This is a genomic window from Lentzea sp. NPDC054927, assembly GCF_053610285.1.
In genome coordinates this window covers 75,403-98,007 of record NZ_JBSGXZ010000018.1, presented here as the reverse complement: position 1 = coordinate 98,007, position 22,605 = coordinate 75,403, and the positions used below count along the sequence as shown (strand labels likewise).

Below are 22,605 nucleotides of genomic sequence, written 5' to 3'. Positions count from 1 at the left end.
ATGAACACGAAAGCGAACAAGGTGGCCAGGGATTACTACGGCATCCTCGGTGTCTCGCAGAACGCGACACAGGATGAGATCAAGCGCGCCTATCGCAAGCTCGCCAGGCAGCTGCACCCGGACGTCAATCCCAGCGAGGAGGCCCGCTTCAAGGAGGTGACGGCCGCCTACGAGGTGTTGTCGAACCCCGAGAAGCGCCGCGTCGTCGACCTGGGTGGCGACCCGCTCGACTCGGGCGGCGGTGGTCGTCCCGGCGGTGACCCGTTCGCGGGCTTCGGCCTCGGCGACATCATGGACGCCTTCTTCGGCGCCTCGACCGGTGGCGGCCGTGGTCCGCGCAGCCGGGTGCAGCCGGGCTCCGACGCGTTGATCCGGCTCGACATGACGCTGGAGGAGTGCGCGGCCGGTGCGACCCGCGAGCTGACCGTCGACACCGCGATCCTGTGCGACCGCTGCCACGGCGCGGGAACCCAGAACAACTCCAAGCCGGTCCAGTGCGACACCTGCAACGGCCGCGGCGAGGTCCAGTCGGTGCAGCGCTCGTTCCTCGGCCAGGTCGTGACGTCGCGCCCGTGCCCGGTGTGCCGCGGCTTCGGCGAGGTCATCCCTGACCCGTGCCAGCAGTGCGCCGGCGACGGCCGCACGCGGTCGCGCCGCACGATCTCCGTGAACATCCCCGCCGGTGTCGCCGAAGGCATGCGCGTGCGCCTCGCGGGCCAGGGCGAGGTCGGCCCCGGCGGCGGCCCGGCCGGCGACCTCTACGTCGAGGTCGAGGAGCACCCGCACGAGATCTTCGAACGCGACGGCGCCGACCTGCACTGCATCGTGCAGATCCCGATGACGACGGCAGCCCTGGGCGCCACGTTGCCGCTGAAGACGTTGGACGGCGAGGAAGAACTGCAGATCGACCCCGGCACGCAGCCGAACACGCAGCTCGTGATGACGGGCCGCGGCATGCCGAAGCTGCGCTCCACCGGCCGCGTCGACGGCCGCGGCGACCTGCACGTGCACCTCGAGGTCGTCGTGCCGACCAAGCTCGACGCAGCGCAGTCGTCGTTGCTGCGCGACCTGGCCGAGATGCGTGGCGAGAACGAGCCTTCGTTGTCGCACAACGGCAAGGGCAGCGGCGGTCTGTTCTCCCGACTGCGTGCCTCGCGCGGCCACCGGTGACCCTGGCGGTCTTCCTCGTCGAGGTGTTGCCCTCCGGCGAGGAGTTCGTGCTGGACGGCCCCGAAGGCCGGCACGCCGCCACGGTGAAGCGTCTGCGCGTGGGTGAGGAACTCGTGCTGTCAGACGGTTCCGGTGTGCTGGCGCGCTGTTCGGTCGTTGCCGTCGAGCGCGACGCCTTGTCGTTGCGCGTGCTCGAGCGCACGGTCGAGCCCGAACCAACGCCGCGTGTCGTGCTGGCGCAGGCGTTGGTGAAGGGCGACCGCGGCGAGCTCGCCGTCGAACTGGCCACCGAGGCCGGTGTGGACGGTGTGGTGCCGTGGCGCGCGTCCCGGTGCGTGGCGAAGTGGGAAGACGGCCCGCGCGGCGCGAAAGCGTTGGGCCGCTGGCGATCCACGGTTCGTGAGGCGGCGAAGCAGGCCCGGCGTTCGCGAGTGCCGTTCGTCGACGAACCCGTGAGCACGACTCAGCTGTCTCATCGCGTGTCGTCGTCCGCGTTGACGCTCGTGTTGCACGAGAGCGCGACCGACCGTCTTGCCGACGTGCCGCTGCCCGCTTCCGGAGATGTGCTGCTCGTCGTCGGTCCCGAGGGTGGAATCACGCCGGAGGAACTCGACGCGTTGCGATCTTCGGGCGCGCGGATCGTCCGATTGGGTCCAACCGTTCTGCGTGCATCTACCGCCGCGGCGGTTGCTCTTGGTGCGCTCGGGGTACTCACTACTCGGTGGTGACCCCGATCACTCGCAAGGTGAACATCGGATGGATTGGCTTGACGCAAGTTGTAGCGAATCGCAGGCCGATGGGGTTACCCTAGTTCGCAGAGGGGCCGATTGGTCTATCCGGAAACGGAGTAGACGGTTAGACCCTTCTAACTAAAGGACTCGCCGGACACCTCCCCCCTCGGTCCGGCGTCGGCGCCTCGCGGCGAAGCGACCCCCAGGCTTCGGACCGCGAGGCGCCTCCATATTTCTTTCGCCTTTGCTGCTCGGCGCCTGCGGCGCCTCGCCGCGCGGCGAAATATGCGTGTCTTGTGGGGGCCGAGCCCCCACACCCCGCGCCGGGGACAAGCCCCCGGACCCCCGCCGGCTCGGCGCTTCGCGCCGCGCCGGCTCGGCGCTTCGCGCCATCGCGGCTCCCATTCGTTCGCCTGTCGCCCTTTGCGGCTTCACGTAAGTTCTGCGTGTGCAGCGAATTGCTTACGGTGACCATCCCAGTCAGTTCGGCGAGCTTTATCTGCCCGAGGGCGCGACTCAGGGTGCTGTTGTCGTCATTCACGGTGGTTTTTGGCATCAGCGCTATGGGCTGGAGCTCGGCCGGCCGCTCGCGGACGTGCTCGTCGCCGACGGATTTGCCGTCTGGAACATCGAATACCGGCGCGTGAGTGGCGGTGGGGGATGGCCGCAAACCGGCGATGACGTTCTCGCCGCCATCTCCGCCGTCGACATCGGGCCCGTGGTGACGCTCGGGCACAGCGCTGGAGGGCACCTCGCTGTGTGGGCGGCCAAACACAGCGCGCGAGTGGTCGGAGCGGTGGCCCAGGCGGCGGTGCTCGACTTCACGCAGCACATCACTGCACGGGCGTTGGAGCTGTGCGCCGAAGAGCAGTTCGCGGAGGCTTCGCCCGCTGCACTTGTGCCCATCGGCAAGCCGGTGATCTGCGTGCACGGCGATCAGGACGTGGACGTTCCGGTGGCGCAGAGCATCGGGTTCTGCGAGGTCGAGCCGCAGGCCGAACTCGTCGTGGTGGAGGGGGCCGGGCACATGGACATGATCACGCCGGGCACCGAGTCGTGGGAGAGGTGCCGCGCGGCTGTCGTTCGGCTTGCGCGCGACTGCTAAAAAGGGCCGGTGCCGAAGGTTGTCGACCATGAGGAACGTCGCCGCGAACTAGCCGAGGCGGTGTGGCGCATCGTCCAGCGGGACGGGATCGACCACGCTTCCGTCCGAGCTGTCGCCGCCGAGTCCGGGTGGTCGAGCGGGTCGTTGCGCCACTACTTCCCCACGCAGGACGCGTTGCTCGGGTTCGCGATGGAGCTCGCGTACCGGCGGTTCATCGCACGGCTGGAGAAGATCGACACGTCGGTCAGCCATCGGGAGCTGTTGAGGGCTTTCGCGCACGAACTGCTTGCCCTGGACGACGAGCGACGCGTTGAGGCCACGGTGTTGTTGTCGTTCTTGCCGCGCGCGATGGTCGAACCGTCGTTGCACGAGTTGGAGCGCTACGGCACGCGTGAGCTGTACGGCGAGATCGCGCGCATTCTCACTGCTGCTCAGGAAGCCGGGGAACTGCGGGACGGCGTCGTGCCCATCAAGTCGGCACGGCGGATGGTCGTGCTGATCGACGGGCTCAACATCCACCACGGGCTCGGGCCGGACGAGCTCACGGCCGACGACATGATCGAGGCCGTCGACGAGCAACTGAGCGCCATCTTCGCTTAGCTGGGGGCATGTCCTGTTTGTTCTGCCGCATCGTCGACGGTGAGATTCCCGCGACGATCGTGCACGAGACCAAGACGACGCTGGCGTTCCGCGACCTCCACCCCAAGGCGCCGGTGCACGTGCTGCTCATTCCGCGCGAGCACGTGCCGAACGCCGCCTACCTCACGGGGGACCCCCTCGGCGCCCCTTGCGCCGCCGCGCAGGCGGGCCCCGAGGCCGAGGGCGTGGCCGAATCGGGATACCGGCTGCTGTTCAACACCGGGCCCGACAGCGGGCAGGAGGTCTTCCACGCCCACCTGCACCTGCTGGGAGGTAAGAGGCTCTAACCGAGCGCCTGCAGCAGCGGGGCGTGGTAGCGGGTGCGGTCGCCGGGCAGGTTCTCGGCGCCCCGGACCATCCAGGTGGCCTCGCCCCACGACTCCAGGCCGTGCTGTCGCACGAACGCGATCACCTCCGGGTCGTGCACGTCCACGCGCACGCTGGCAACGCCGGCGGCGCAGTCGGCGATGAGCGCGCACGCGTCGGCCGGGGTGTCCGCGATGAGCGGGCCGATGAGCATCCGGGCGTCGCGCACCTGCCACGTGCCGGCGATGCCGTGGTCGGACACCCTGACGGATCCCATGGCGAGCAGCGACTCCCACAGGTACGGCCGGGTGAGACCGGTGACCTTCGTGTCGAGCGCGACGAGGTCGTCGAGGTCGGCGTGGGTGGCGGTATGCGATGTGTGGGATGCCGGTCCCGTGAAGGTGCCCGCGTGGATGTCGGTGAAGCCCACGCCGTGGAAGCCCAGCTGCTCGTAGAGCGGGCGGCCCATCGACGTCGCGAACAACGTCGAGACATCTGTATCCAGTACATGGGATACCAGCCGGCGGGCGTGACCCTGGCGCGCGGCGCGTTCGGCGACCAGCACCATGCTGACCGACGCCAGCTCCGGGTAGCGCGTCACGATCGTCGTGCCGACCAGGCCTTCATCGTCGAAGAGTCCCCAGCCCTCGCCGTGCGTGAGCAGGAACTCCCACTTCTTCTCCTCGCGCGGCCACGACCGGCTCTCGGCCAGGTCGGAACACGCGGGGATGTCGGCCAGTTCGAGTTGGCGCAGTTCCACAGATCCCCCAGTCATCCGAGCGCGAGCGACGCGGGCGCGAAGTAGCGCGCCCGGTCGCCACCGACGTCGTCGACGCCGTGCACCATCAGCGCGCAGCTCCCGCGCACCTCGTAGCCCTTGTCCAACAGGAACGCCGCCACGTCCGGGTCGCTGACGTCGGCACGCGACGGCCCGGCACCGGCGGCCAGGTCAACGATGATCTCGCACGCCGCCGCCGCGTTCGGCGCCACCAGCGGACCGATGACCAACGTCTCACCCATGCGCCGCGTGCACGCGAAGCCGTCGTCCGCGATGTGTGTTCTGTATGCAGAAGATGGTCCGAACACGTGCGCCCAGAACGCCTCTCGCGTAAACCCGCTCGCCACCCGGTCCAGCGCCACCACCGCGGCCAGGTCAGCGGGTGTCGCCGGCCGCGTCACGCCGGTCGCAGCACCCGCGAGTTCGCCGTGATGGGCCGACGCATGCCCGACCGAGTGAAAGCCGAGCCTTGCGTACAGCGGCTCGCCCATCGAAGTTGCATACAGTACGGACGGGCCCGTATCCAATATATTGGATATCAACGCGCCCGCGATGCCTCTGCGCTCGGCCCACGAGCCGACCAGCACGCCGCTGATCGCCTGCATCTCGGTATAGGGCGTGACCAGAGTCGTGCCGAGCAACCCGGTCTCGTCGAATGCCCCGAAGCCCGGACCGAGGGACAGCAGCATCTCCCACTGCGCGGGCGTCCAGCTCCAACCCCGGTCGGTCACGAGCTTCATGCACTCGGGTATGTCGTCGACACCAAGCCTGCGGATCTCCACAGCGCCTGAGCACACACCGTGAGCAATGCGGTAGCCACCCATTTTCGGCCGGACTAGCATCGACGCAACAGATCCGAGCGACAGGAAGCAGGCCGGGGCCACGTGGCCGAAGAAACACAGCAGAGCAACAAGGAAGGTCAGTCCCGGTTCGCCGTGCCCGATGGTGCGGTGCTCAGCCTGCTGGGGTCGCGCGACGAAAACCTCCGGCTCGCCGAGGAGCTGCTCGACGCCGACGTCCACGTGCGCGGGAACGAGATCACCTTGTCCGGCGCCCCCGCCGACGTGGCCTTCGCGGAACGGGTCTTCTCCGAACTCGTCACCCTCGCGAGCCGCGGCCAGGCCGTCGACCAGAACACCGTCCGCCGCACGGTCGCGATGCTGTCCGCGAACGCCGACGAGTCACCGGCCGAGGTCCTGAGCCTGGACATCATCAGCCGCCGCGGCCGCACGATCCGGCCGAAGACGCTGAACCAGAAGCACTACGTCGACGCCATCGACAAGAACACCATCGTGTTCGGCATCGGCCCCGCCGGCACCGGCAAGACCTACCTCGCCATGGCCAAGGCCGTCCAGGCGCTGCAGAACAAGCAGGTCAACCGGATCATCCTCACCCGCCCGGCCGTCGAGGCCGGCGAGCGCCTCGGCTACCTGCCGGGCACGCTCTACGAGAAGATCGACCCGTACCTGCGCCCGCTGCACGACGCGCTGCACGACATGGTCGACCCGGAGACGATCCCGCGCCTCACCCAGGCCGGCACGATCGAGGTCGCACCCCTCGCATACATGCGGGGAAGGACGCTGAACGACGCGTTCATCATTCTCGACGAGGCGCAGAACACGACTCCCGAGCAGATGAAGATGTTCCTCACGCGCCTGGGCTTCGGCTCGAAGGTCGTCGTCACGGGTGACGTCACCCAGGTCGACCTCCCCGGCGGCCAGCGCAGTGGTCTGAAGGTCGTCAGGGACATCCTCGAGGGTGTCGAGGACGTGCACTTCTCGGTGCTGACCAGCCACGACGTGGTGCGTCACCGCCTGGTCGGCGACATCGTCGACGCGTACGAGAAGTGGCAGGTCCAGCAGGACGTCCTGGACCAGAACGGGCCGCACCACGGACCCGGTGCACGCCGGGGGAACCAGCGGCGGGGACGATAGGCGCCGTGAGCATCGAGATCGCCAACGAGTCGGGCGTCGGAGTCGACGAGGGTTCCATCGTCTCCGCCGCCCGCTTCGCGCTGGACCGCATGGGCGTGAGCCCGCTGGCCGAGTTGTCCGTGCTGCTCGTGGAGCTGGACGTGATGGCCGACCTGCACGAGCGCTGGATGGACCTGCCGGGTCCGACGGACGTCATGGCCTTCCCCATGGACGAGCTGGACTCCGCGCGCCGCCCCGACGCCGCGGGCCTCGGCCCGGCGTTGCTCGGGGACATCGTGCTGTGCCCGGCGTTCGCCAAGGACCAGGCCAAGAAGGCGGGCCACGGCCTGCTGGACGAGCTGCACCTGCTGACCGTGCACGGCGTGCTGCACCTGCTCGGCTACGACCACGCGGAGCCCGCTGAGGAGCGTGAGATGTTCACGCTGCAGAACCGCATCCTCGCGGACTTCCGCAACGCGCGGGACGAGGCCGAACGGGCGGCGCATCAGCGCAGCACGGACGACAAGGTGCTCGGCGCGGTCGGGCTCGACGAGAAGAACGAAGAAGCCTGACGCTGATGAGCGAGAACCCTGCCAGTGTGATCGTGCTGGCCGTTCTGCTCGTGCTGGCCGCCGGTGTCTTCGCGTGTGTGGACGCCGCGCTTGGCACCGTGTCACGAGCACGGGTGGAGGCTCTGCAACGGCAGGGCCGCTGGGGCACCGGGCAGTTGCTGCAGGTCCTCAACGACCGGCCGCGGCACGTCAACCTGTTGCTGCTGCTGCGGCTGTTCTGCGAGCTGTTCGCGACGGTGCTCGTCACGGGTGTGTACCTGCAGTACGTGGAACAGGACTGGCTGGCCGTCCTGTACGCGTGCCTGAGCATGCTGGTCGTGTCGTACGTGCTCGTCGGCGTCGGACCGCGCACCCTCGGCCGTCAGCACCCGTACGGCGTGAGCCTGCTCGCCGCGGGCACCGTCCGGCAGCTCGGGCGCGTGCTCGGGCCGTTGTCGAAGCTCCTGATCCTCATCGGTAACGCCATCACGCCCGGTAAGGGCTTCCGCGAGGGTCCGTTCTCCTCCGAGGTGGAGCTGCGCGAGCTCGTCGACATGGCGCAGGAACGCGGCGTCGTCGACGAGGGCGAGCGCGAGATGATCCACTCGGTGTTCGAGCTGGGCGACACCATCACGCGCGAGATCATGGTGCCGCGCACCGAGATCGTGTGGATCGAGCAGTCCAAGTCGCTGCGGCAGGCACTCGCGCTGTCGTTGCGCACCGGCTACACGCGCGTGCCGGTGATCGGCGAGAGCGTCGACGACGTGCTCGGCGTGGTGAACCTCAAGGACCTCATGCGGGCCACGCTCGCCGAGGACGAGGACCCCAAGAGCGTCTCCGAGCTGATGCGCCCGATGAGCTTCATCCCGGACTCGAAGCCGATCGCGGACCTGCTGCGCGAGATGCAGGTGTCGCGCCGGCACATGGCGATCGTCGTGGACGAGTACGGCGGCACCGCGGGTCTGCTGACGATCGAGGACATCCTCGAGGAGATCGTCGGCGAGATCACCGACGAGTCCGACACCGACGACCGCCCGCCGGTCGAGCACCTGGAGGACGGTGCGGTGCGGGTCAGCGCGCGCCTGCCGGTCGACGACCTCGACGCGTTGTTCGGCACCGAGCTCGACGACCACGAGGTCGAGACCGTCGGCGGCCTGCTCGCCCAACGGCTCGGGCGGGTGCCGTTGCCCGGCACCGAGGCCGAGATCGCGGGCCTGCGCATGCGGGCGGAGGGCGGCAAGGACGAACGCGGCCGCATCCGGGTCACCACTGTGCTCGTGCGTCCGGTCAACAAGGAGAACGCAGATGACTGACATCGACCCCGAGGACTCCAAGCTCGTCACGCTCGCGCGGTCCGTGCGCGCACGCAACGGCGCCGCGGAAGGTGCGGCGGTGCGGGACCTCGACGGCCGCACGTACAACGCGTCCACGGTCGCGTTGCCGTCGCTGAAGCTCACCGCGCTGCAGGCCGCCGTCGCCGCGGCGGTGTCGAGCGGCGCGGAGGGCCTCGAAGCCGCGGTCGTGGTGACCGACGCGGACACGCTCGACGAGAGTTCGGTGGCCGCGGTGCGGGATCTCGCGGCAACTGCGCCGGTGATCCGTGCAACTTCGGCCGGAGACGTGGCTGCCGTGCTCCGATAACCCCCGAGCGGGACCGTTGCGAGGTCCCGCGCGGAAATGGGGGATCGGCAGATGAGACGTTTGTCGGCGTTGTTCAGCGTGCTCGCGGTGGCCGTGGGCACGCTGTTCTTGTCCGCACCGGCGGCGCACGCGACGTGGAGCGACTGGACCGGGCACGGCGGGAAGGTGCTGGGCACGCCCACCGTCACCACGTGGGGTCCCGGCCGGCTCGACGTGTTTGCGGTGGGTACGGACTTCACGCTGCAGCACCGGGTCTACGACAACGGCCGGTGGTACGCCTGGGAGTCACTCGGTGGCTACCTCGGCACCTCGCCGTCGGCGGTGGCGTGGGGGCCGGGCCGCATCGACGTCGTGGCCGGCAACGCGCAGGGCGGAGTGCAACGGCTCGTCTACGACGGCGTGTGGCACCCGTGGGAGACGATCGACACCGGCACGTACCGGTACGGCCCGGCCATCTCGTCGCGCGGGCCGGGCAGGCTCGACCTCTTCACCGTCGGCCGCTCGGGCACCGATGACACCGGGCTCTACGTGAAGAGCCTGGAGAACGGAACCTGGTCCGGCTGGACGTCGCTGGGCGGCAACCTCACCTCGACGCCCGCCGCGGTGTCGTGGGACGCCACCCGGATCGACGTGTTCGCCAAGGGTGACGACAACTCGCTGCAGCACACGTGGGCCGACAACGGCCTGTGGGGTTCGTGGGAGTCGCTGGGCGGGGGCATCGCCCAGGCGCCCGGTGTCGCGTCGTGGGCGCCCGGCCGGCTCGACGTCTTCGCACGTGGCATGGACAACTCGCTGTACCACAAGGCGTTCGACAACGGCTGGCACGAGTGGGAGTGGCACGGCGGTGTGCTGACGTCCGGTGCCGGGACCGTGTCGTGGGGTCCGAACCGCATCGACGCGTTCGTCACCGGAAGCGATCAGGCCGTGCACCAGAAGGCCTGGTACTGACGTGTCGCGGACGTGACGGAATAGCAGATCCCCGGGACCGGTGACAACCCTGTCGCCGGTCCCAGGGACAATGGAGCGATGGATGGTTACCGCTCCGGGTTCGCGTGCTTCGTCGGCCGCCCGAACGCAGGGAAGTCGACGCTGACGAACGCGCTGGTGGGCACCAAGGTCGCCATCACGTCCAGCAAGCCGCAGACCACCCGCCACACGATCCGCGGCATCGTGCACCGCGAGGACGGCCAGCTCGTGCTGGTCGACACGCCGGGCCTGCACCGGCCGCGCACGTTGCTCGGCCAGCGGCTCAACGACCTGGTGCGCGAGACGTGGTCGGAGGTCGACGTCGTCGGCTTCTGCGTGCCCGCGGACCAGAAGGTCGGCCCTGGTGACAAGTTCATCGCCGCCGAGCTGGAGAAGGTCGCCAAGCGCACGCCCGTGGTCGGCATCGTCACCAAGACCGACCTGGTGTCGCAGCAGCAGGTGATGGAACAGCTGCTCGCGCTGCAGAAGGTCATGGAGTTCGCCGAGATCATCCCGGTGTCCGCGGTCGACGGCTTCCAGGTCGACAAGCTGAGCGACCTGCTGCTGAAGAAGCTGCCCGAGGGCCCGCAGCTGTTCCCGGACGGCGACCTGACCGACGAGCCCGAGCAGACCCTGGTCGCCGAGCTCATCCGCGAGGCCGCGCTGGAAGGCGTGCGGGACGAGCTGCCGCACTCCATCGCCGTCGTGGTGGAGGAGATGCAGGCGCGCGAGGGCCGCGACGACCTGATCGACATCCACGCGTTCGTGTTCGTGGAGCGGCCGTCGCAGAAGGCGATCATCCTGGGCCACCGCGGTGAGCGGCTCAAGCAGGTCGGCATGGCCGCGCGCAAGCAGATCGAGGCGCTCCTGGGCAGCCGGGTCTACCTGGACCTGCACATCAAGATCGCCAAGGACTGGCAGCGCGACCCGAAACAGCTGCGCCGCCTAGGATTCTGATGGCGAACCTGTACCGCGACACCGGCATCGTGCTGCGCGTGCAGAAGCTCGGTGAAGCGGACCGGATCATCACCTTCCTGAGCCAGCGGCACGGCAAGCTCCGTGCCGTGGCGAAGGGCGTGCGCCGCACGTCGTCGAAGTTCGGGGCGCGGCTGGAGCCGTTCTGCCACGTCGACGTGCAGTTCCACCCCGGCCGGTCGCTCGACATCATCACGCAGGTGCAGACGCTGGACGCGTTCGGCGTGGGCATCGTCACCGACTACCAGCGCTACACGGCCGCGTGCGCGATCTTGGAGACCGCAGACCGCCTCACCGCCGAAGAGGGCGAACCGGCCGTGCGGCTCTATCTGCTCGTCACGGGTGCACTGCGCGCGTTGTCGGCGGGCGAACGCGATCCGTCGTTGCTGCTGGACGCGTTCCTGATGCGTGCCATGGCGTTCGCCGGTTGGGCGCCCGCGGTGAACGAGTGCGCCAAGTGCGGTACTCCTGGGCCGCACCGGGCGTTCAGCGTCCAGGCCGGTGGCACGTGCTGCCCGAACTGCCGCCCGCCCGGCTCGGCCTCGCCGTCGTCGGACACGTTGACGCTGCTCTCGGCCCTGCTGCACGGCGAGTGGGCCGTGGTCGACGAGATTCCGCACATCGCCCGTCGCGACGCGAGTGGCCTGGTCGCGGCGCACCTGCAGTGGCACCTCGAACGGCAGCTCCGGTCGTTGCCTTTGGTCGAGCGCAAGGCCAAGTCCGACGACGGCTAATGTGGCGGCTACCGACAACGGTTTTCGCTGAAAGGATGCCGAGTCACATGCTGCGTCGCCGCCGCTCTGAGCGTGAGAAGCGCGTCCCGCGCCCGCCGGAGCCGCACCCGTCCGGCGCGGTGCCCCCGCAGATTCCGGTCGAGTTCGTGCCGAAGCACATCGCGATCGTGATGGACGGCAACGGCCGTTGGGCGAACCAGCGCGGGTTGTCCAGGGTCGAGGGCCACAAGCGTGGCGAGCAGGTCGTCGTCGAGGTCGCCAAGGGTGCGATCGAGATGGGCGTGAAGTGGCTGTCGTTGTACGCCTTCTCCACGGAGAACTGGCGCCGCAGCCCGGAAGAGGTCCGGTTCCTGATGGGCTTCTCCCGCGACGTGATCCACCACCGCACCGACGAGCTCGACGAGCTGGGCGTCCGGGTGCGCTGGGCGGGGCGCCGGCCGAAGCTGTGGCGCAGCGTCATCAAGGAGCTGGAGGTCGCGGAGGAGCGCACCCGCGACAACGACCAGCTGAACCTCGCGATGTGCATCAACTACGGCGGCCGCGCGGAGATCGGTGACGCCGCCCGCGAGATCGCCCGTCTCGCCGCCGCCGGGCAGCTCAACCCGGACAAGGTCGACGAGAAGACCATCGCGCGCTACCTCTACCAGCCCGAGATGCCGGACGTGGACCTGTTCATCCGGCCGTCCGGGGAGCAGCGCACGTCGAATTTCATGCTCTGGCAGTCCGCGTACGCCGAGCTGGTGTTCCAGGACATCCTGTGGCCCGACTTCAACCGCACCGACCTGTGGCGGGCCGTCGAGAAGTTCGCCGAGCGCGACCGCCGCTTCGGTGGTGCGATCGACAAGCCCGATTCGGAGGTGTCGTGAACGCGAGCGGTGAGGCTCTCGAGGCCGCGCGCAAGGCGTTGGAGCTGTTCCACGACGTGTCCGTGGACGACGACGGCGCGTTGAGCTTCCGCCACGGCGACGTGCCGTGCGCCGTGCAGGGCATGGAACTGGCCGAGGGCCTGACCGTGCTCTCGCTGACCGTCGTGGTCGCGTGGGACCTGCCCGGCGAGGTGGCCGTGTGGGTCGCCGAACGCGCTGGTCAGGGCCTTTTCGGCACGCTCGGTGTGATCGCGTCCGAACGGGGCACGGACGTGATGCTGCGGTACGCGTTCCCGGCGGACGGCCTCAAGCCGGAGCCGCTGAGCACGCTCCTCATGCTGGTCGTCTCGACCGCGTCGCAGGTGCGCGGCGAGCTCCTCTCCCGCTTTTCTTGAGAAAGGACCCTTCGATGGGTGGCGTGATCATTTACGAGCCGGAAGAGGACTCGGACATCAACGAGTTCCCGTGGACCGTCACGTTCGAGCCCTCGGGCGGCGACGACTGGGACTCGTTCATCTGCGGCCCGTACGAGCGTGACCACGCCGTCGCGCTGGCAGAGGCCGTGGCGCTCGACGACGCCGAGGGCGGCGTGCTGGCCATCGTGAAGCCGATGCTGCCCGCGCTGAGCGCCGAGGACGTCTCCGCCACGATCGAGGAGCTCCGCGAGGCCGCTCTCGAAGAGGAAGAGGCCGCGGAGGAGACGGTCAACGGCACGCCCGTCGACTTCGACGACGACGACCTCGAAGAGGAAGAGGCCGAGTTCGCCGAGCCGCCGTCGCCCGACGAGATCCGCGAGGGCATGGCCCGCACCTACCGCCGTCTGCTCGACCTGGACGCGGACGCGGAATGACGATCACCGGCGAGATCCGCTCGTCGAAGCGGCGCTCGGGACCGCCTCGGCTGAAGATCACGTCGTTGGAGGTGCTGTGCGGGATCCTCGTTCTCGCACTGCTCTTCCAGTCCCGGCTCGTCGATCTTCTGGACGTGCCGAAGCTGCGCACCGCGTCGACCGTGTTCGTGGCGATCTGCGTGCAGGCCATGCCGTTCCTGGTCCTGGGCGTGCTGATCTCCGGTGCCATCGCGGCGTTCGTGCCGGCTTCGGCCCTGCGCAAGTTGCTGCCCACGAAGACAGCGCTGGCCGTGCCCGTGGCGGGTGTCGCGGGCATCGCTCTGCCGGGCTGTGAGTGCGCCTCGGTGCCCGTTGCTCGGCGGTTGATGCAACAGGGCGTCGCGCCGGCGGTGGCTCTGACGTTCCTGCTGGCGGCGCCCGCGGTGAACCCGATCGTGCTGGTGTCGACGGCGGTGGCGTTCAACGACACCCCGATGATGGTCGTGGCGCGGTTCGTGGGGTCGTTGCTGACCGCGATGGTCATGGGCTGGCTGTGGGTGCGGTTCGGCAAGGTGGAGTGGATCGCCGAGCGTGCGCTGGCACGAATGGGAGATCACTCCGGCAAGAACAAGTGGGCCGTCTTCGCCGAGAGCGCGCGCCACGACCTCGTGGACGCCGGTGGGTTCCTGGTGCTGGGCGGGCTGTTCGCGGCGGCGTTCAAGACGTTCGTGCCGGTTGCGTGGATGCAGACCCTGGGTGGCCAGATCGTGCTGGGCGTGCTGGTGATGGCCTTCCTGGCGGTGATCCTGGCGCTGTGCTCCGAGGCGGACGCTTTCGTGGCGGTCGCGTTCTCGGCGCTGCCGTTGCTGCCGCGGCTGGTGTTCCTGGTCGTCGGCCCTGCCGTCGACGTCAAGCTGATCGCGCTGCAGGCAGGTGCGTTCGGCAAGTCCTTCGCCTTCCGCTTCGCACCCGCTACCTTCGTGGTGGCGATCTTGTGCGCTGTGGTGACGGGAGTGGTGCTGCTGTGAGGCGGGAAACCCAGAACATCCTGCTGGTCCTGCTCGGCGGCGCGCTGCTGAAGATCAGCTTCTCCGGCCTGTACCTGCGCTACGTGCAGAAGGGCCTGCTGCCGCTGCTGATCGCGGCCGGCACGATCATGATCGGCCTGGCGCTGTTCGCGATCATCCGGGACGTCCGGCGTGGCAAGGCCGAGTCCGACGACCACGAGCACTCGCACTCGTCGCGCTCGACCTGGCTGATGCTGCTGCCGGTGCTCGCGGTGTTCCTGATCTCGCCACCCGCGCTGGGCGGCGACGTCGTCAGCTCGGCCGCCGACACGAACCAGACGCAGCGCTCCCGCAACCTGCTGGGCGACCTGCCGTCCGGGGAGGTCATCCCGCTGTCGATGACCGAGTTCGTGACGCGCACGGCGTGGGACGAGTCCGGCACGCTGGACAACCGCCGGGTGAAGCTGACCGGGTTCCTCACGCGCGCGGAGGGGGCCACCTACGTCGCGCGGCTCGCCATCTCGTGCTGTGCGGCGGACGCACGGCCGTTGAAGGCCCAGCTGACCGGGGACGTCCCGTCGCTGCCCGACGAGCAGTGGGTCGAGGTGACCGGCAAGGTCGTGCCGAAGTCGGCGTCGGAGAAGAACTCGTGGGTGCCGAGCTTCACCGTGGAGTCGTTCACGTCGGTGGCGGAGCCGGTCGAGCCCTACGAGTCGTAGTGGGCGACGAGGGGCAGCAGTTCCTCGACTGGGCGTACGACCTGGGGTTCGAGCAGGCGGGAGTCCACCCGGCGTGGCGTCACGTGCACCGGGAAACGAAGATCATGCCGTTGAGCGACGGCAGCTTCCGCACCGAGGCGGAGCAGCGCGCCTGGCAGGACGCGGCCGACGCCTACCACCGGCTTCACCCCGAGGCCGGGCCGCCGCATCACCCGCGTGAGTTCGCGAAGTGGCGTGCCCACCAGGCGATGGCGCCGCTGGAGATGGCGGCCGCCGACCCGGAGTTCGGCTTGATCGTCATCGGGTGGCTGCGCGAGCCGGGTGACAACCACCGCGACCGCGGACTCGTCGGCTTTCTGCACGAGACCGAGGACGGCCGGGACCTCCTCCGCCAGATCCGGCAAGACGACGCGGACCCAGCGGCCCACCTCGCCGCGCTCACCGCCGTGACCACCGCGCGGCTACGGCCTACTTGAGGCCCTTGGCCGTGCAGTCCGCGCAGGTGCCGAAGATCTCGACGGTGTGGCTCACCTCGGAGAAGCCGTTCTCGGCGGCGACCCGGTCTGCCCACTTCTCGACGGCAGGGCCCTCCACCTCCACCGTGCGGCCGCAGTGGCGGCACACGAGGTGATGGTGGTGGTGGGCCGAGCAACGGCGGTAGATGGCCTCGCCGGAGTCGGTGCGCAGGACGTCGACCTGGCCCGCGTCCGCCAGGGACTGCAGGGTGCGGTAGACCGTGGTCAGGCCGATGCCCTCGCCGCGGCGGCGTAGTTCCTCGTGCAGTTCCTGGGCGCTGCGGAAGTCGTCCAGCTGGTCGAGCAGGTTCGACACGGCCGTGCGCTGCTTGGTGGACCTCAGTCCGGTCACAACTTCTCCTCGACGTGCGTCACAGCGTCCACGACGATGTGCGCCAGGTGTTCGTCTACCAGCCGGTACACGACCTCGCGGCCGTGTCGTTCGCCGTGCACCACGCCTGCCGACTTCAGCACTCTCAGGTGCTGGCTGATCAACGGCTGGGCGACGCCCAGGGCTTCCACCAGTTCGTGCACGCAGCGGTCGTGTTCCCGCAGTTGCAGCACGATGGCGATGCGGACTGGCGCGGCCAGTGCGCGCAGCAGGTCGCCGGCCTCGGCGAGGGTGTGGGCGGGGCGTGGTGGGGCGGGCGCGGGGGCCGCGCGTTCGGGGGAGTGCTCGCCGTGCAGCTGGACGGTCATGGCGGCACACCTCACCTGGTAGGGATTTTCACAACCAATTCTACGGTGATGATGACCAGTATCATCAGGACCACCACGCGCAATGTGCGTTGAGCTGGGGAAAGAACCTTCCAGGTGGCCGCCAGGAGCACTCCGGCGCCCACGATGAGGGCTCCGAGGAGCACCGCGCCGAGGGTTCCGCCGACGAGGACGCCGGTGACGAACAGTCCGAGCACTAAGACGAATGCCACCACCGGGCGGACGCGCGCGAGAGGGCCGTCGCCGGGCAGGAGAGGGCGCTTGGAGGTCACCGTGCCATCCTTGCATCGTGCTGCTGGTGTGCCGTTTCCGCGTATCCGACCCCGAGACTTTCACCTCCCGCGTTGAGGAAGCGTTGAAGCTCCTCACCGCGCAACCGGGGTGCGAGAGGGGCACGCTGGCGCGGTCCACCGACGAGGACGACCGGTGGGTGCTGACGGTCGAGTTCGAGTCCGTGGTGGCTTATCGGCGGGCGATGTCGCCGTTCCCCGTGCGCGAACACGTGATCCCGTTGCTGTCCGAGGCGCTGACCGACGAGCCCGCGATGTACGAGCCCACTTTGACCAGCGCCGGCGGTCAGGTCGAGAAGCACACCAGCCTGCTCGCCGAGGACGCGTTCACGGTGCGGCTCGGCGAGGCGGCGGGTCCGGCTAAGCCTCGTTAGCGATCTTGCGCATCTCCTCGAGGAACTCCTCGTCGGAGCCCTCGGGCAGCAGTTCCAGCGCCTCGCGCGCGGCCTGTGCGGCTTCCGCGGGACGGTCGAGCAGGTGCAGCGTCTTGGCCCTGCCGTAGGCGGCATAGGGGGCGGGCGTCTTCTCGAACGCCGCGAGCGCCTCGGCGAAGCGTTCGTTCTCGAAGTGGTGCCAGCCGAGGTTGTTGTAGAGCGGGCCGAGCCAGTGCTCGAGCTCCGGGTGCTCCTCGATGAGGTCGAGGCCCACCTGCGTCCACTTCTCCGGGTCGTCCACCAGCGCGACCATGTGCGCGGCATCGGCGGCGAGCCACAGGTCGCCGCTCTTCTTCGCCAGCACGAACGACGCCACGAACAACGGCTGGGCCTTCTCCGGGTCGCCTCCGGAGCGGAACAGGCGCCCGCGCTCCAGCAGGGCGCGCACCCGGCCGGTGCCGTCCGCGTCGGCGAGCACGTCCGCCTGGTCGACGAGGGTGTGACCAGCGGCGAAGTTGTCCCGCAGGCCCTCGACCCTGGCGAGCTGGGTCAGCACCTCCGCGCGCTCGTCGTCGGTCTCCACGTTGTTGAACAACGCGCGGAACCTCGCCTCGGTGCCGTCGAGGTCGGCGAAGTCCCACAGCTCTCGCAGCCGGTCTTCCATTCGTGCAGGGTAAGGCTCCGGTCGCCCGTTCGGGGCGCAACGTGACGGGCTAGGCTTGGGCCCCCGAATCTCATTCCCCCGATGGAGTTCCCGTTGGCCGCCGATCGCATCGAGACCGTTGTCAGCCTCTGCAAGCGCAGAGGGTTCGTCTACCCCTGTGGGGAGATCTACGGCGGTACCCGCTCGGCGTGGGACTACGGGCCCCTGGGTGTCGAGCTCAAGGACAACATCAAGCGCCAGTGGTGGAACTTCATGGTTCGCGGCCGCGAGGACGTCGTGGGCCTGGACTCGTCGGTGATCCTGCCGCGTGACGTGTGGGTCGCCTCCGGTCACGTCGAGGCGTTCGTCGACCCGCTGGTCGAGTGCGAGTCGTGCCACAAGCGGTTCCGCGCGGACACGCTGTCCGAGGAGTACGCCGAGCGCACCGGCAAGGAGGTCGCGGAGGGCGACGTCTCCGACGTGCCCTGCCCCAACTGCGGTGTGCGCGGCCAGTACACCGAGCCGAAGATGTTCAACGGCCTGCTCAAGACGCACCTCGGTCCGATCGAGACCGAGGAGGGCCTGCACTACCTGCGCCCCGAGACCGCGCAGGGCATCTTCACGAACTTCCTGAACGTGCAGACGACGTCGCGCAAGAAGCCGCCGTTCGGCATCGGTCAGATCGGCAAGTCGTTCCGCAACGAGATCACGCCGGGCAACTTCATCTTCCGCACCCGCGAGTTCGAGCAGATGGAGATGGAGTTCTTCGTCGAGCCGGGCACGGACGAAGAGTGGCACCAGTACTGGATCGACGAGCGCACGCGCTGGTACACGGACCTCGGTGTGTCGAAGGAGAACCTGCGGCACTACGAGCACCCGAAGGAGAAGCTCTCCCACTACTCGAAGCGCACCGTCGACATCGAGTACCGCTTCCAGTTCGGCGGCCAGGAGTGGGGTGAGCTCGAGGGCGTCGCGAACCGCACGGACTTCGACCTCACCACGCACTCGAACCACTCGGGCGTCGACCTGTCGTACTTCGACCAGGCCACGAACTCGCGCTTCAAGCCGTTCGTCATCGAGCCCGCAGCCGGCGTCGGCCGGCCGATGATGGCGTTCCTGCTGGAGGCCTACACCGAGGACGAGGCCCCGAACGCCAAGGGCGGCGTGGACAAGCGCGTCGTGCTCAAGCTCGACCGCCGCCTCGCCCCGGTGAAGGTCGCCGTGCTGCCGTTGTCGCGCAACGCCGACCTCTCGCCGAAGGCCCGCGACCTCGCGACCGCGCTGCGCCGCAACTGGAACGTCGACTTCGACGACGCCGGTGCGATCGGCCGCCGTTACCGCCGCCAGGACGAGATCGGCACGCCGTTCTGCGTGACGGTCGACTTCGACACGCTCACCGACCTCGCCGTGACGGTGCGGGAGCGCGACACGATGTCGCAGGAGCGCGTGGCGATGGACCAGCTCGAGTCGTACCTGGCCGCTCGCCTGATCGGCTGCTGAGAACCGGTTCTTTCGGGCCCGGTGGCTTCTGCCACCGGGCCCGTTTTCGTCGGAAGGCAACAAATCGCCGTGCTGGTGCGTGATGTCTGTGTGCGCATGTGGAGATCGACCAGGAGCCCGCAGGAGATCAGGCAGCTCGGCGTCGTGCTCGTCGCCGCGACGCCGGGCCTCGCGCTGGCGGCGTTCGTCGCGGGGATGACCTTGCCGTACGCCGGCATCGGCGCGGGCCTCGCCGTGGTGGGCGTCCTGGCGGTGTTCGGCACGTTGGCCGTGGGACTGGTCATGACGAGGGTGACGGAGGTGCTCACCCAGACCAAGCCGCTGCGCATCTGGATGGTCGTCTCCGCGGCCGGGACCATCACTTCCCTGTCGACGCTGTACACCGACTACCTCGAGGTGAGCGGCCTGCTGACCAGCCTGAGCTCGGTCGTCTTCACGGTGGCCGTGGTGGCCTCGGGGTTGATGGTCACGTTCGCCGTCGTGCAGGTGGAACAGAGCGTCAGGTCGTGGGGCACCGTTTCGCCGGAACTGCCGACCTGACCGAGTCGTGGGACGCTCGCCCGGTGATCATGATCGGCCGGGGCGAGCCGCCGCAGTGGGTGTGGGTGTCCGCCAGACACGTCCAGTCGGTGAGGGCGCGGTTGGCGAAGGCAGGCCTGCCTCTGATCGGCGCGGCGCTGGTGGCCGGCATCGCGCTCGTCGTCGTGGGACTGGACCTGCCTACCGCGGCCAGCCCGATCAACGTGATCGGCGTGATGATCGCCGGGATCGGCGCGTTCTGGGCGCTGCTGTCCGGACTGAGCCTCGCCACCGCCCGCTCGTGCGCTCAGGGCGAGTTCGTCGACGTCAACGGTGCTCGTCTGGTCCGCGGGCTGCTCGCGGCCTGGTGGGGCGGGGCGATCTTCTGCGCTTTGCTCGCGGGGTTCGCCGAGGTGATGAGCCCGCTGCCGTTCACCGCGGGCTCGGCGGTGTACCTGGCGTTGCTGGCGGCGGTTGTGGTGCTGTGCGGAATCGCGTTCTTCACCGCAGGCAACATCCTGGGGCGCTTTCGCGTGTAGGAGGCATGACGGGGGAGCAGATCAGGAGCCGTGGGCGTGTGTCGGCCGCGGTGGGTGTGGTGCTGGTGGCCTGTGTCGTGGTCTTCGCGGCGCTGGCGGAGGTGGAGACACCGCACGCGCTGGTGCTGACGGCGGTGATCGCTGGGCTGGTGTGCCTGTGCCCCGTGGCGGGCGGGGTGGTGGCCACGCGGATCACCGACGCGGCGTCGGCGGCTCGGCTGCGGCACGTGTTCGTCGTGCTCGAAGGGGTCGTGCTGGCGCTCTTCTTCCCGTTCTACTGGTCCGTGTTCGGCGTCGAGCCAGCAGGGCGGTCTTACGGCTTCGCGTACGCGGTCGTGCTCGTGTCGGTGTCCGTGCCGGTGATCGCGGCACTGGCGCTCGTCCTGCGGGCAAGCCACGTGGTGCACCAGGTCGTCGTCGCCGAATCCGGTCCGATCGTGCCGGACTCCGGAGCCGGTGAGCCGGCGCAGCGGATCAGGGTGCTGGGAACCGTGCTCGTCACGGTGGGCGTCGTGGTGTCGGTCGCCGGGGTGGCGGTGGTGTTCACGGCGCCTTCGAACCTGGTGCTGCTCCCGGTGTTCTGCCTGCCTGTGCTGTTCGCGCCGGTGCTGCTCGGGACGCGGCTCGTGCGGGTGCGGAACGTCTACTCGGCGCGCCGGCGCAACGTCGGCTGGTACTACGTCGTCCCCTTCGCGTGCGCGTTCGCCGTGACCAAGTTCGTCACCTTGGGTGGTGCCGCGGGGATGCTGTTCGCCGGGCTGATCTTCGCCGCGACCGTGTCGCTCGTGGTCGCGCTCCTCGTGGTGCGGGAGTTCGCCGGAGAGTGGGACCGGCCGTGGCGCGAACAGAAGCGAGCGGCCACTCGATGACTCAGCCGTTGACGCCGAGCTTGGCCAGGACGGCCTTGGTGACGGCGTCGATCGACTGCCTGGCAATGGTCCAGGAACCGGTCGGGCTCGTGGTGAGCACGGCGACGGCGTAGCGGTTGTCGAGGACGCCCGCGCTGTGCAGGTAGACGTCGCTGGGCAGGTAGTACATCCAGCCCTGCTTGGCGTAGACGCCGGTGACGCCGAGCAGGCCGAACGCCTGGTCGAAGCCATCGGCTGCGGTCGCGGGAGCGGAGGACAACGCCGCGACGATCGTGTCCCGCTCCGGTGAACCGAGGACGTACCGGTAGAGCTTGACCATGTCGTTCGCGGTGATGACGACCTCGCCCCACTGCGACGGGTCCTCCGGGGCGTGGGTGCCGGTGAGGCCTGCTTCGGCGGCGACGCGGCCGATGGCCTCCATGCCGTCGAACCTCGTCCACAGCACGTCCATCGCCTCGTCGTCGCTGGCACTCAACGCCCGGTGGATCAGGTCCTGGTCGTCTTCGGACAACGGCTGTCGCAGCGCGTCGACGGCGAGGATCAGCTTCGACAGTGACGCCGAGTAGAACGGCTGGTCGCCCTGCGCTGAGACGACCTGGCCGGTTTCGAGGTCCATGACGGCGACGCCGACGTCGGACTTGCCGCCGACCGCGATCGCAGCCGATATATCAGCTGCTGAAATAGTGGATACTGCCGACGAGCTACCGGTATCCGATATGTCAGGGCTGGTATGCGATATATCGCCGCCAGGCTCGTCGGCGGTGTCTGCGGAACCGTCGTCTGTATCCAGTATGTCGGGGCCGCGCGATATATCAGCGGAAGGCTTCGCGTGGGCGTGGCACGGCGAGGCGTCCGGGATGACGAACACCGCCGCGACGAGGAAGAGGATCAGAGCCCAGCGCACACCTCCAAGGTCCGTGTCAGAGGAGCCTGGTGTCGAGCTTTTCCTCCTGTGCGGTTGCTGAAGAATCCTCCCTGACCACCACATATGCGCCGGAACCCTGCCGTTCCGTCACCGCCTCGACGAGCTCGGTGCCGCGGTAGAGCAGGCCGACGCCGTCGTCGGTGCAGTAGGTCGTCGGCAGCACGCCTGCGGCCACCGCCTCGTGGATCTTCGGGCGGCGGGCCTCCTCGGAGTCGTAGTGCACGCCGTTGCCGTAGGGCAGGAAGCCGAGGCCGTTCGTGACGATCCGCAGGTCCGGGCCGAACGAGTCCGTGGCGCCGCCCGCGTGCCAGCAGATCGAGCCCGCCGACACACCGCTGAGCACCACACCGGCCTCCCACGCCTTGCGGAAGACCGCGCCGAGGCCGTGCACCTCCCACACCGCGAGCAGGTTCGCGACCGAGCCGCCGCCCACCCACACGACGTCGTGGGACAGCACGAAGTCCTCGAGGTCGTCGGTCGGCGGCATCGTGAAGAGGTTGAGGATCGACACGTCGACGCCCGCGACCATGCCCGCTTCCGCCATGTTCGCGTTCATGTGCCGCTGGTCGCCCCCGGCGGTGCCCACGTGGCAGAGCCGGGGCTTGCGGCCTTCCACGCCGGACAGGTCCAGGGCGAAGTGGATCAGCTTGCCGAACTCGACGAAGGTCCGGCGCCCGGAGCGCAGACCTCCGGAGGTGGCGAGGATGGTGGGCTGCTCAGCAGGCATGACGATGATCCTCGCAGGGGCGTCAACGCGGGGCCCGCCCGGTTCTGGGAGCATGCA

The 22,605-nt window shown here is 68.9% G+C and carries 31 protein-coding genes; 23 read left to right on the top strand and 8 right to left on the bottom strand.

Annotated features, from left to right (window positions below):
• Positions 1-21: 21 nt before the first annotated feature.
• From dnaJ to ACWGE0_RS23895, 5 genes are all read left to right on the top strand, one after another.
• The gene (gene dnaJ, locus ACWGE0_RS23915) at positions 22-1,170 is read left to right on the top strand and encodes a molecular chaperone DnaJ (RefSeq protein WP_452263163.1); all 1,149 of its coding nucleotides are present in this window, start codon (positions 22-24) and stop codon (positions 1,168-1,170) included.
• Positions 1,167-1,898 carry a 16S rRNA (uracil(1498)-N(3))-methyltransferase gene (locus ACWGE0_RS23910; RefSeq protein WP_452263115.1) on the top strand — a complete coding sequence of 244 codons (732 nt, stop codon included), beginning with the start codon at positions 1,167-1,169 and terminating at the stop codon, positions 1,896-1,898. Before dnaJ ends, ACWGE0_RS23910 begins: the two co-directional genes overlap by 4 nt.
• 451 nt (positions 1,899-2,349) lie before the next feature.
• Entirely contained in the window at positions 2,350-3,006 is a 657-nt protein-coding gene (locus ACWGE0_RS23905) for an alpha/beta hydrolase (RefSeq protein WP_452263114.1), read from the top strand.
• A gap of 9 nt (positions 3,007-3,015) precedes the next feature.
• On the top strand, positions 3,016-3,606 hold the full coding sequence (locus ACWGE0_RS23900; protein WP_452263113.1) for a TetR/AcrR family transcriptional regulator: 591 nt from the start codon (positions 3,016-3,018) through the stop codon (positions 3,604-3,606).
• 8 nt (positions 3,607-3,614) lie between these two features.
• Positions 3,615-3,932, top strand: a complete 318-nt coding sequence (locus ACWGE0_RS23895) for a histidine triad nucleotide-binding protein (RefSeq protein ID WP_452263112.1) — start codon at positions 3,615-3,617, stop codon at positions 3,930-3,932.
• Here ACWGE0_RS23895 and ACWGE0_RS23890 read toward each other — a convergent pair.
• Positions 3,929-4,711: a GNAT family N-acetyltransferase gene (locus tag ACWGE0_RS23890; RefSeq protein WP_452263111.1), complete on the bottom strand. Its 783-nt coding sequence runs from the start codon at positions 4,709-4,711 to the stop codon at positions 3,929-3,931. The genes ACWGE0_RS23895 and ACWGE0_RS23890 overlap by 4 nt on opposite strands.
• Before the next feature lie 11 nt (positions 4,712-4,722).
• Positions 4,723-5,469, bottom strand: a complete 747-nt coding sequence (locus ACWGE0_RS23885) for a GNAT family N-acetyltransferase (protein WP_452263110.1) — start codon at positions 5,467-5,469, stop codon at positions 4,723-4,725.
• Between the two features lie 144 nt (positions 5,470-5,613).
• Between ACWGE0_RS23885 and ACWGE0_RS23880 the strand changes: the two genes are divergently transcribed.
• From ACWGE0_RS23880 to ACWGE0_RS23820, 13 genes are all read left to right on the top strand, one after another.
• Positions 5,614-6,663, top strand: coding sequence for a PhoH family protein (locus ACWGE0_RS23880; RefSeq protein ID WP_452263109.1), 1,050 nt, complete (start codon positions 5,614-5,616; stop codon positions 6,661-6,663).
• A gap of 5 nt (positions 6,664-6,668) precedes the next feature.
• Positions 6,669-7,214 (top strand): rRNA maturation RNase YbeY, encoded by a 546-nt coding sequence (ybeY, locus tag ACWGE0_RS23875; RefSeq protein ID WP_086667736.1) that lies wholly within the window; start codon positions 6,669-6,671, stop codon positions 7,212-7,214.
• Positions 7,215-7,219: 5 nt separating this feature from the next.
• Entirely contained in the window at positions 7,220-8,506 is a 1,287-nt protein-coding gene (locus tag ACWGE0_RS23870; protein ID WP_452263108.1) for a hemolysin family protein, read from the top strand.
• Positions 8,499-8,834: a cytidine deaminase gene (locus ACWGE0_RS23865; RefSeq protein ID WP_452263107.1), complete on the top strand. Its 336-nt coding sequence runs from the start codon at positions 8,499-8,501 to the stop codon at positions 8,832-8,834. The genes ACWGE0_RS23870 and ACWGE0_RS23865 overlap by 8 nt, the downstream gene beginning before the upstream one ends.
• Positions 8,835-8,885: 51 nt before the next feature.
• A complete protein-coding gene (locus ACWGE0_RS23860) occupies positions 8,886-9,782 on the top strand; it encodes a carbohydrate-binding protein (protein ID WP_452263106.1) in 897 nt (298 codons plus the stop codon).
• Positions 9,783-9,860: 78 nt separating this feature from the next.
• A complete protein-coding gene (era, locus tag ACWGE0_RS23855) occupies positions 9,861-10,757 on the top strand; it encodes a GTPase Era (RefSeq protein ID WP_319970072.1) in 897 nt (298 codons plus the stop codon).
• Positions 10,757-11,509, top strand: coding sequence for a DNA repair protein RecO (recO, locus tag ACWGE0_RS23850; RefSeq protein WP_452263105.1), 753 nt, complete (start codon positions 10,757-10,759; stop codon positions 11,507-11,509). The genes era and recO overlap by 1 nt, the downstream gene beginning before the upstream one ends.
• Positions 11,510-11,556: 47 nt before the next feature.
• A complete protein-coding gene (locus ACWGE0_RS23845) occupies positions 11,557-12,375 on the top strand; it encodes an isoprenyl transferase (RefSeq protein ID WP_452263104.1) in 819 nt (272 codons plus the stop codon).
• Positions 12,372-12,770: a YbjN domain-containing protein gene (locus ACWGE0_RS23840; RefSeq protein ID WP_452263103.1), complete on the top strand. Its 399-nt coding sequence runs from the start codon at positions 12,372-12,374 to the stop codon at positions 12,768-12,770. The genes ACWGE0_RS23845 and ACWGE0_RS23840 overlap by 4 nt, the downstream gene beginning before the upstream one ends.
• A 23-nt stretch (positions 12,771-12,793) precedes the next feature.
• Positions 12,794-13,225: a hypothetical protein gene (locus ACWGE0_RS23835; protein ID WP_452263102.1), complete on the top strand. Its 432-nt coding sequence runs from the start codon at positions 12,794-12,796 to the stop codon at positions 13,223-13,225.
• On the top strand, positions 13,222-14,232 hold the full coding sequence (locus tag ACWGE0_RS23830; RefSeq protein WP_452263101.1) for a permease: 1,011 nt from the start codon (positions 13,222-13,224) through the stop codon (positions 14,230-14,232). The genes ACWGE0_RS23835 and ACWGE0_RS23830 overlap by 4 nt, the downstream gene beginning before the upstream one ends.
• A complete protein-coding gene (locus ACWGE0_RS23825; RefSeq protein WP_452263100.1) occupies positions 14,229-14,930 on the top strand; it encodes a TIGR03943 family putative permease subunit in 702 nt (233 codons plus the stop codon). The genes ACWGE0_RS23830 and ACWGE0_RS23825 overlap by 4 nt, the downstream gene beginning before the upstream one ends.
• A complete protein-coding gene (locus ACWGE0_RS23820) occupies positions 14,930-15,406 on the top strand; it encodes a hypothetical protein (protein WP_452263099.1) in 477 nt (158 codons plus the stop codon). Before ACWGE0_RS23825 ends, ACWGE0_RS23820 begins: the two co-directional genes overlap by 1 nt.
• On the opposite strand, the gene ACWGE0_RS23815 is transcribed toward ACWGE0_RS23820, so the two are convergent.
• The 3 genes from ACWGE0_RS23815 to ACWGE0_RS23805 are packed head-to-tail and all read right to left on the bottom strand — an operon-like array spanning position 15,399 to position 16,434.
• Complete coding sequence (locus tag ACWGE0_RS23815; protein WP_030474433.1) at positions 15,399-15,797, bottom strand: Fur family transcriptional regulator; 399 nt, start codon at positions 15,795-15,797, stop codon at positions 15,399-15,401. The two genes, ACWGE0_RS23820 and ACWGE0_RS23815, sit on opposite strands and share 8 nt — an antisense overlap.
• Positions 15,794-16,144, bottom strand: a complete 351-nt coding sequence (locus tag ACWGE0_RS23810) for an ArsR/SmtB family transcription factor (RefSeq protein ID WP_051768539.1) — start codon at positions 16,142-16,144, stop codon at positions 15,794-15,796. The genes ACWGE0_RS23815 and ACWGE0_RS23810 overlap by 4 nt, the downstream gene beginning before the upstream one ends.
• Before the next feature lie 11 nt (positions 16,145-16,155).
• Entirely contained in the window at positions 16,156-16,434 is a 279-nt protein-coding gene (locus ACWGE0_RS23805; protein WP_452263098.1) for a hypothetical protein, read from the bottom strand.
• A 17-nt stretch (positions 16,435-16,451) separates the two neighbouring features.
• Here ACWGE0_RS23805 and ACWGE0_RS23800 point away from each other — a divergent pair, with 17 nt between their 5' ends.
• Positions 16,452-16,826, top strand: coding sequence for an antibiotic biosynthesis monooxygenase (locus ACWGE0_RS23800; protein ID WP_452263097.1), 375 nt, complete (start codon positions 16,452-16,454; stop codon positions 16,824-16,826).
• Here the strand turns inward: ACWGE0_RS23800 and ACWGE0_RS23795 are convergent.
• Entirely contained in the window at positions 16,813-17,490 is a 678-nt protein-coding gene (locus ACWGE0_RS23795; RefSeq protein ID WP_452263096.1) for a hypothetical protein, read from the bottom strand. The two genes, ACWGE0_RS23800 and ACWGE0_RS23795, sit on opposite strands and share 14 nt — an antisense overlap.
• A gap of 93 nt (positions 17,491-17,583) precedes the next feature.
• Between ACWGE0_RS23795 and ACWGE0_RS23790 the strand changes: the two genes are divergently transcribed.
• The 4 genes from ACWGE0_RS23790 to ACWGE0_RS23775 all read left to right on the top strand — a co-directional run bounded on the left by ACWGE0_RS23790 (position 17,584) and on the right by ACWGE0_RS23775 (position 20,896).
• Positions 17,584-18,969 carry a glycine--tRNA ligase gene (locus ACWGE0_RS23790; RefSeq protein WP_452263162.1) on the top strand — a complete coding sequence of 462 codons (1,386 nt, stop codon included), beginning with the start codon at positions 17,584-17,586 and terminating at the stop codon, positions 18,967-18,969.
• Between the two features lie 90 nt (positions 18,970-19,059).
• Positions 19,060-19,509, top strand: coding sequence for a hypothetical protein (locus tag ACWGE0_RS23785; RefSeq protein WP_452263095.1), 450 nt, complete (start codon positions 19,060-19,062; stop codon positions 19,507-19,509).
• A complete protein-coding gene (locus tag ACWGE0_RS23780; RefSeq protein ID WP_452263094.1) occupies positions 19,476-20,027 on the top strand; it encodes a hypothetical protein in 552 nt (183 codons plus the stop codon). The genes ACWGE0_RS23785 and ACWGE0_RS23780 overlap by 34 nt, the downstream gene beginning before the upstream one ends.
• A gap of 5 nt (positions 20,028-20,032) precedes the next feature.
• A complete protein-coding gene (locus ACWGE0_RS23775) occupies positions 20,033-20,896 on the top strand; it encodes a hypothetical protein (RefSeq protein ID WP_452263093.1) in 864 nt (287 codons plus the stop codon).
• A gap of 1 nt (position 20,897) precedes the next feature.
• Here ACWGE0_RS23775 and ACWGE0_RS23770 read toward each other — a convergent pair whose 3' ends face one another.
• Both ACWGE0_RS23770 and ACWGE0_RS23765 read right to left on the bottom strand, forming a co-directional pair.
• Positions 20,898-21,800 carry a serine hydrolase gene (locus tag ACWGE0_RS23770; protein ID WP_452263092.1) on the bottom strand — a complete coding sequence of 301 codons (903 nt, stop codon included), beginning with the start codon at positions 21,798-21,800 and terminating at the stop codon, positions 20,898-20,900.
• A gap of 16 nt (positions 21,801-21,816) precedes the next feature.
• The gene (locus ACWGE0_RS23765; protein ID WP_452263091.1) at positions 21,817-22,548 is read right to left on the bottom strand and encodes a Type 1 glutamine amidotransferase-like domain-containing protein; all 732 of its coding nucleotides are present in this window, start codon (positions 22,546-22,548) and stop codon (positions 21,817-21,819) included.
• Positions 22,549-22,605 lie beyond the last annotated feature (57 nt).

What these genes read in the sequence shown, in the direction of transcription:
- ACWGE0_RS23895 (WP_452263112.1), top strand. Translation starts at nt 3,615, where the DNA reads ATGTCCTGTTTGTTCTGCCGCATCGTCGACGGTGAGATTCCCGCGACG.
- ACWGE0_RS23885 (WP_452263110.1), bottom strand. Translation starts at nt 5,469, where the DNA reads ATGAAGCTCGTGACCGACCGGGGTTGGAGCTGGACGCCCGCGCAGTGG.
- ACWGE0_RS23870 (WP_452263108.1), top strand. Translation starts at nt 7,220, where the DNA reads ATGAGCGAGAACCCTGCCAGTGTGATCGTGCTGGCCGTTCTGCTCGTG.
- ACWGE0_RS23865 (WP_452263107.1), top strand. Translation starts at nt 8,499, where the DNA reads ATGACTGACATCGACCCCGAGGACTCCAAGCTCGTCACGCTCGCGCGG.
- ACWGE0_RS23860 (WP_452263106.1), top strand. Translation starts at nt 8,886, where the DNA reads ATGAGACGTTTGTCGGCGTTGTTCAGCGTGCTCGCGGTGGCCGTGGGC.
- era (WP_319970072.1), top strand. Translation starts at nt 9,861, where the DNA reads ATGGATGGTTACCGCTCCGGGTTCGCGTGCTTCGTCGGCCGCCCGAAC.
- recO (WP_452263105.1), top strand. Translation starts at nt 10,757, where the DNA reads ATGGCGAACCTGTACCGCGACACCGGCATCGTGCTGCGCGTGCAGAAG.
- ACWGE0_RS23845 (WP_452263104.1), top strand. Translation starts at nt 11,557, where the DNA reads ATGCTGCGTCGCCGCCGCTCTGAGCGTGAGAAGCGCGTCCCGCGCCCG.
- ACWGE0_RS23830 (WP_452263101.1), top strand. Translation starts at nt 13,222, where the DNA reads ATGACGATCACCGGCGAGATCCGCTCGTCGAAGCGGCGCTCGGGACCG.
- ACWGE0_RS23810 (WP_051768539.1), bottom strand. Translation starts at nt 16,144, where the DNA reads ATGACCGTCCAGCTGCACGGCGAGCACTCCCCCGAACGCGCGGCCCCC.
- ACWGE0_RS23795 (WP_452263096.1), bottom strand. Translation starts at nt 17,490, where the DNA reads ATGGAAGACCGGCTGCGAGAGCTGTGGGACTTCGCCGACCTCGACGGC.
- ACWGE0_RS23775 (WP_452263093.1), top strand. Translation starts at nt 20,033, where the DNA reads ATGACGGGGGAGCAGATCAGGAGCCGTGGGCGTGTGTCGGCCGCGGTG.
- ACWGE0_RS23765 (WP_452263091.1), bottom strand. Translation starts at nt 22,548, where the DNA reads ATGCCTGCTGAGCAGCCCACCATCCTCGCCACCTCCGGAGGTCTGCGC.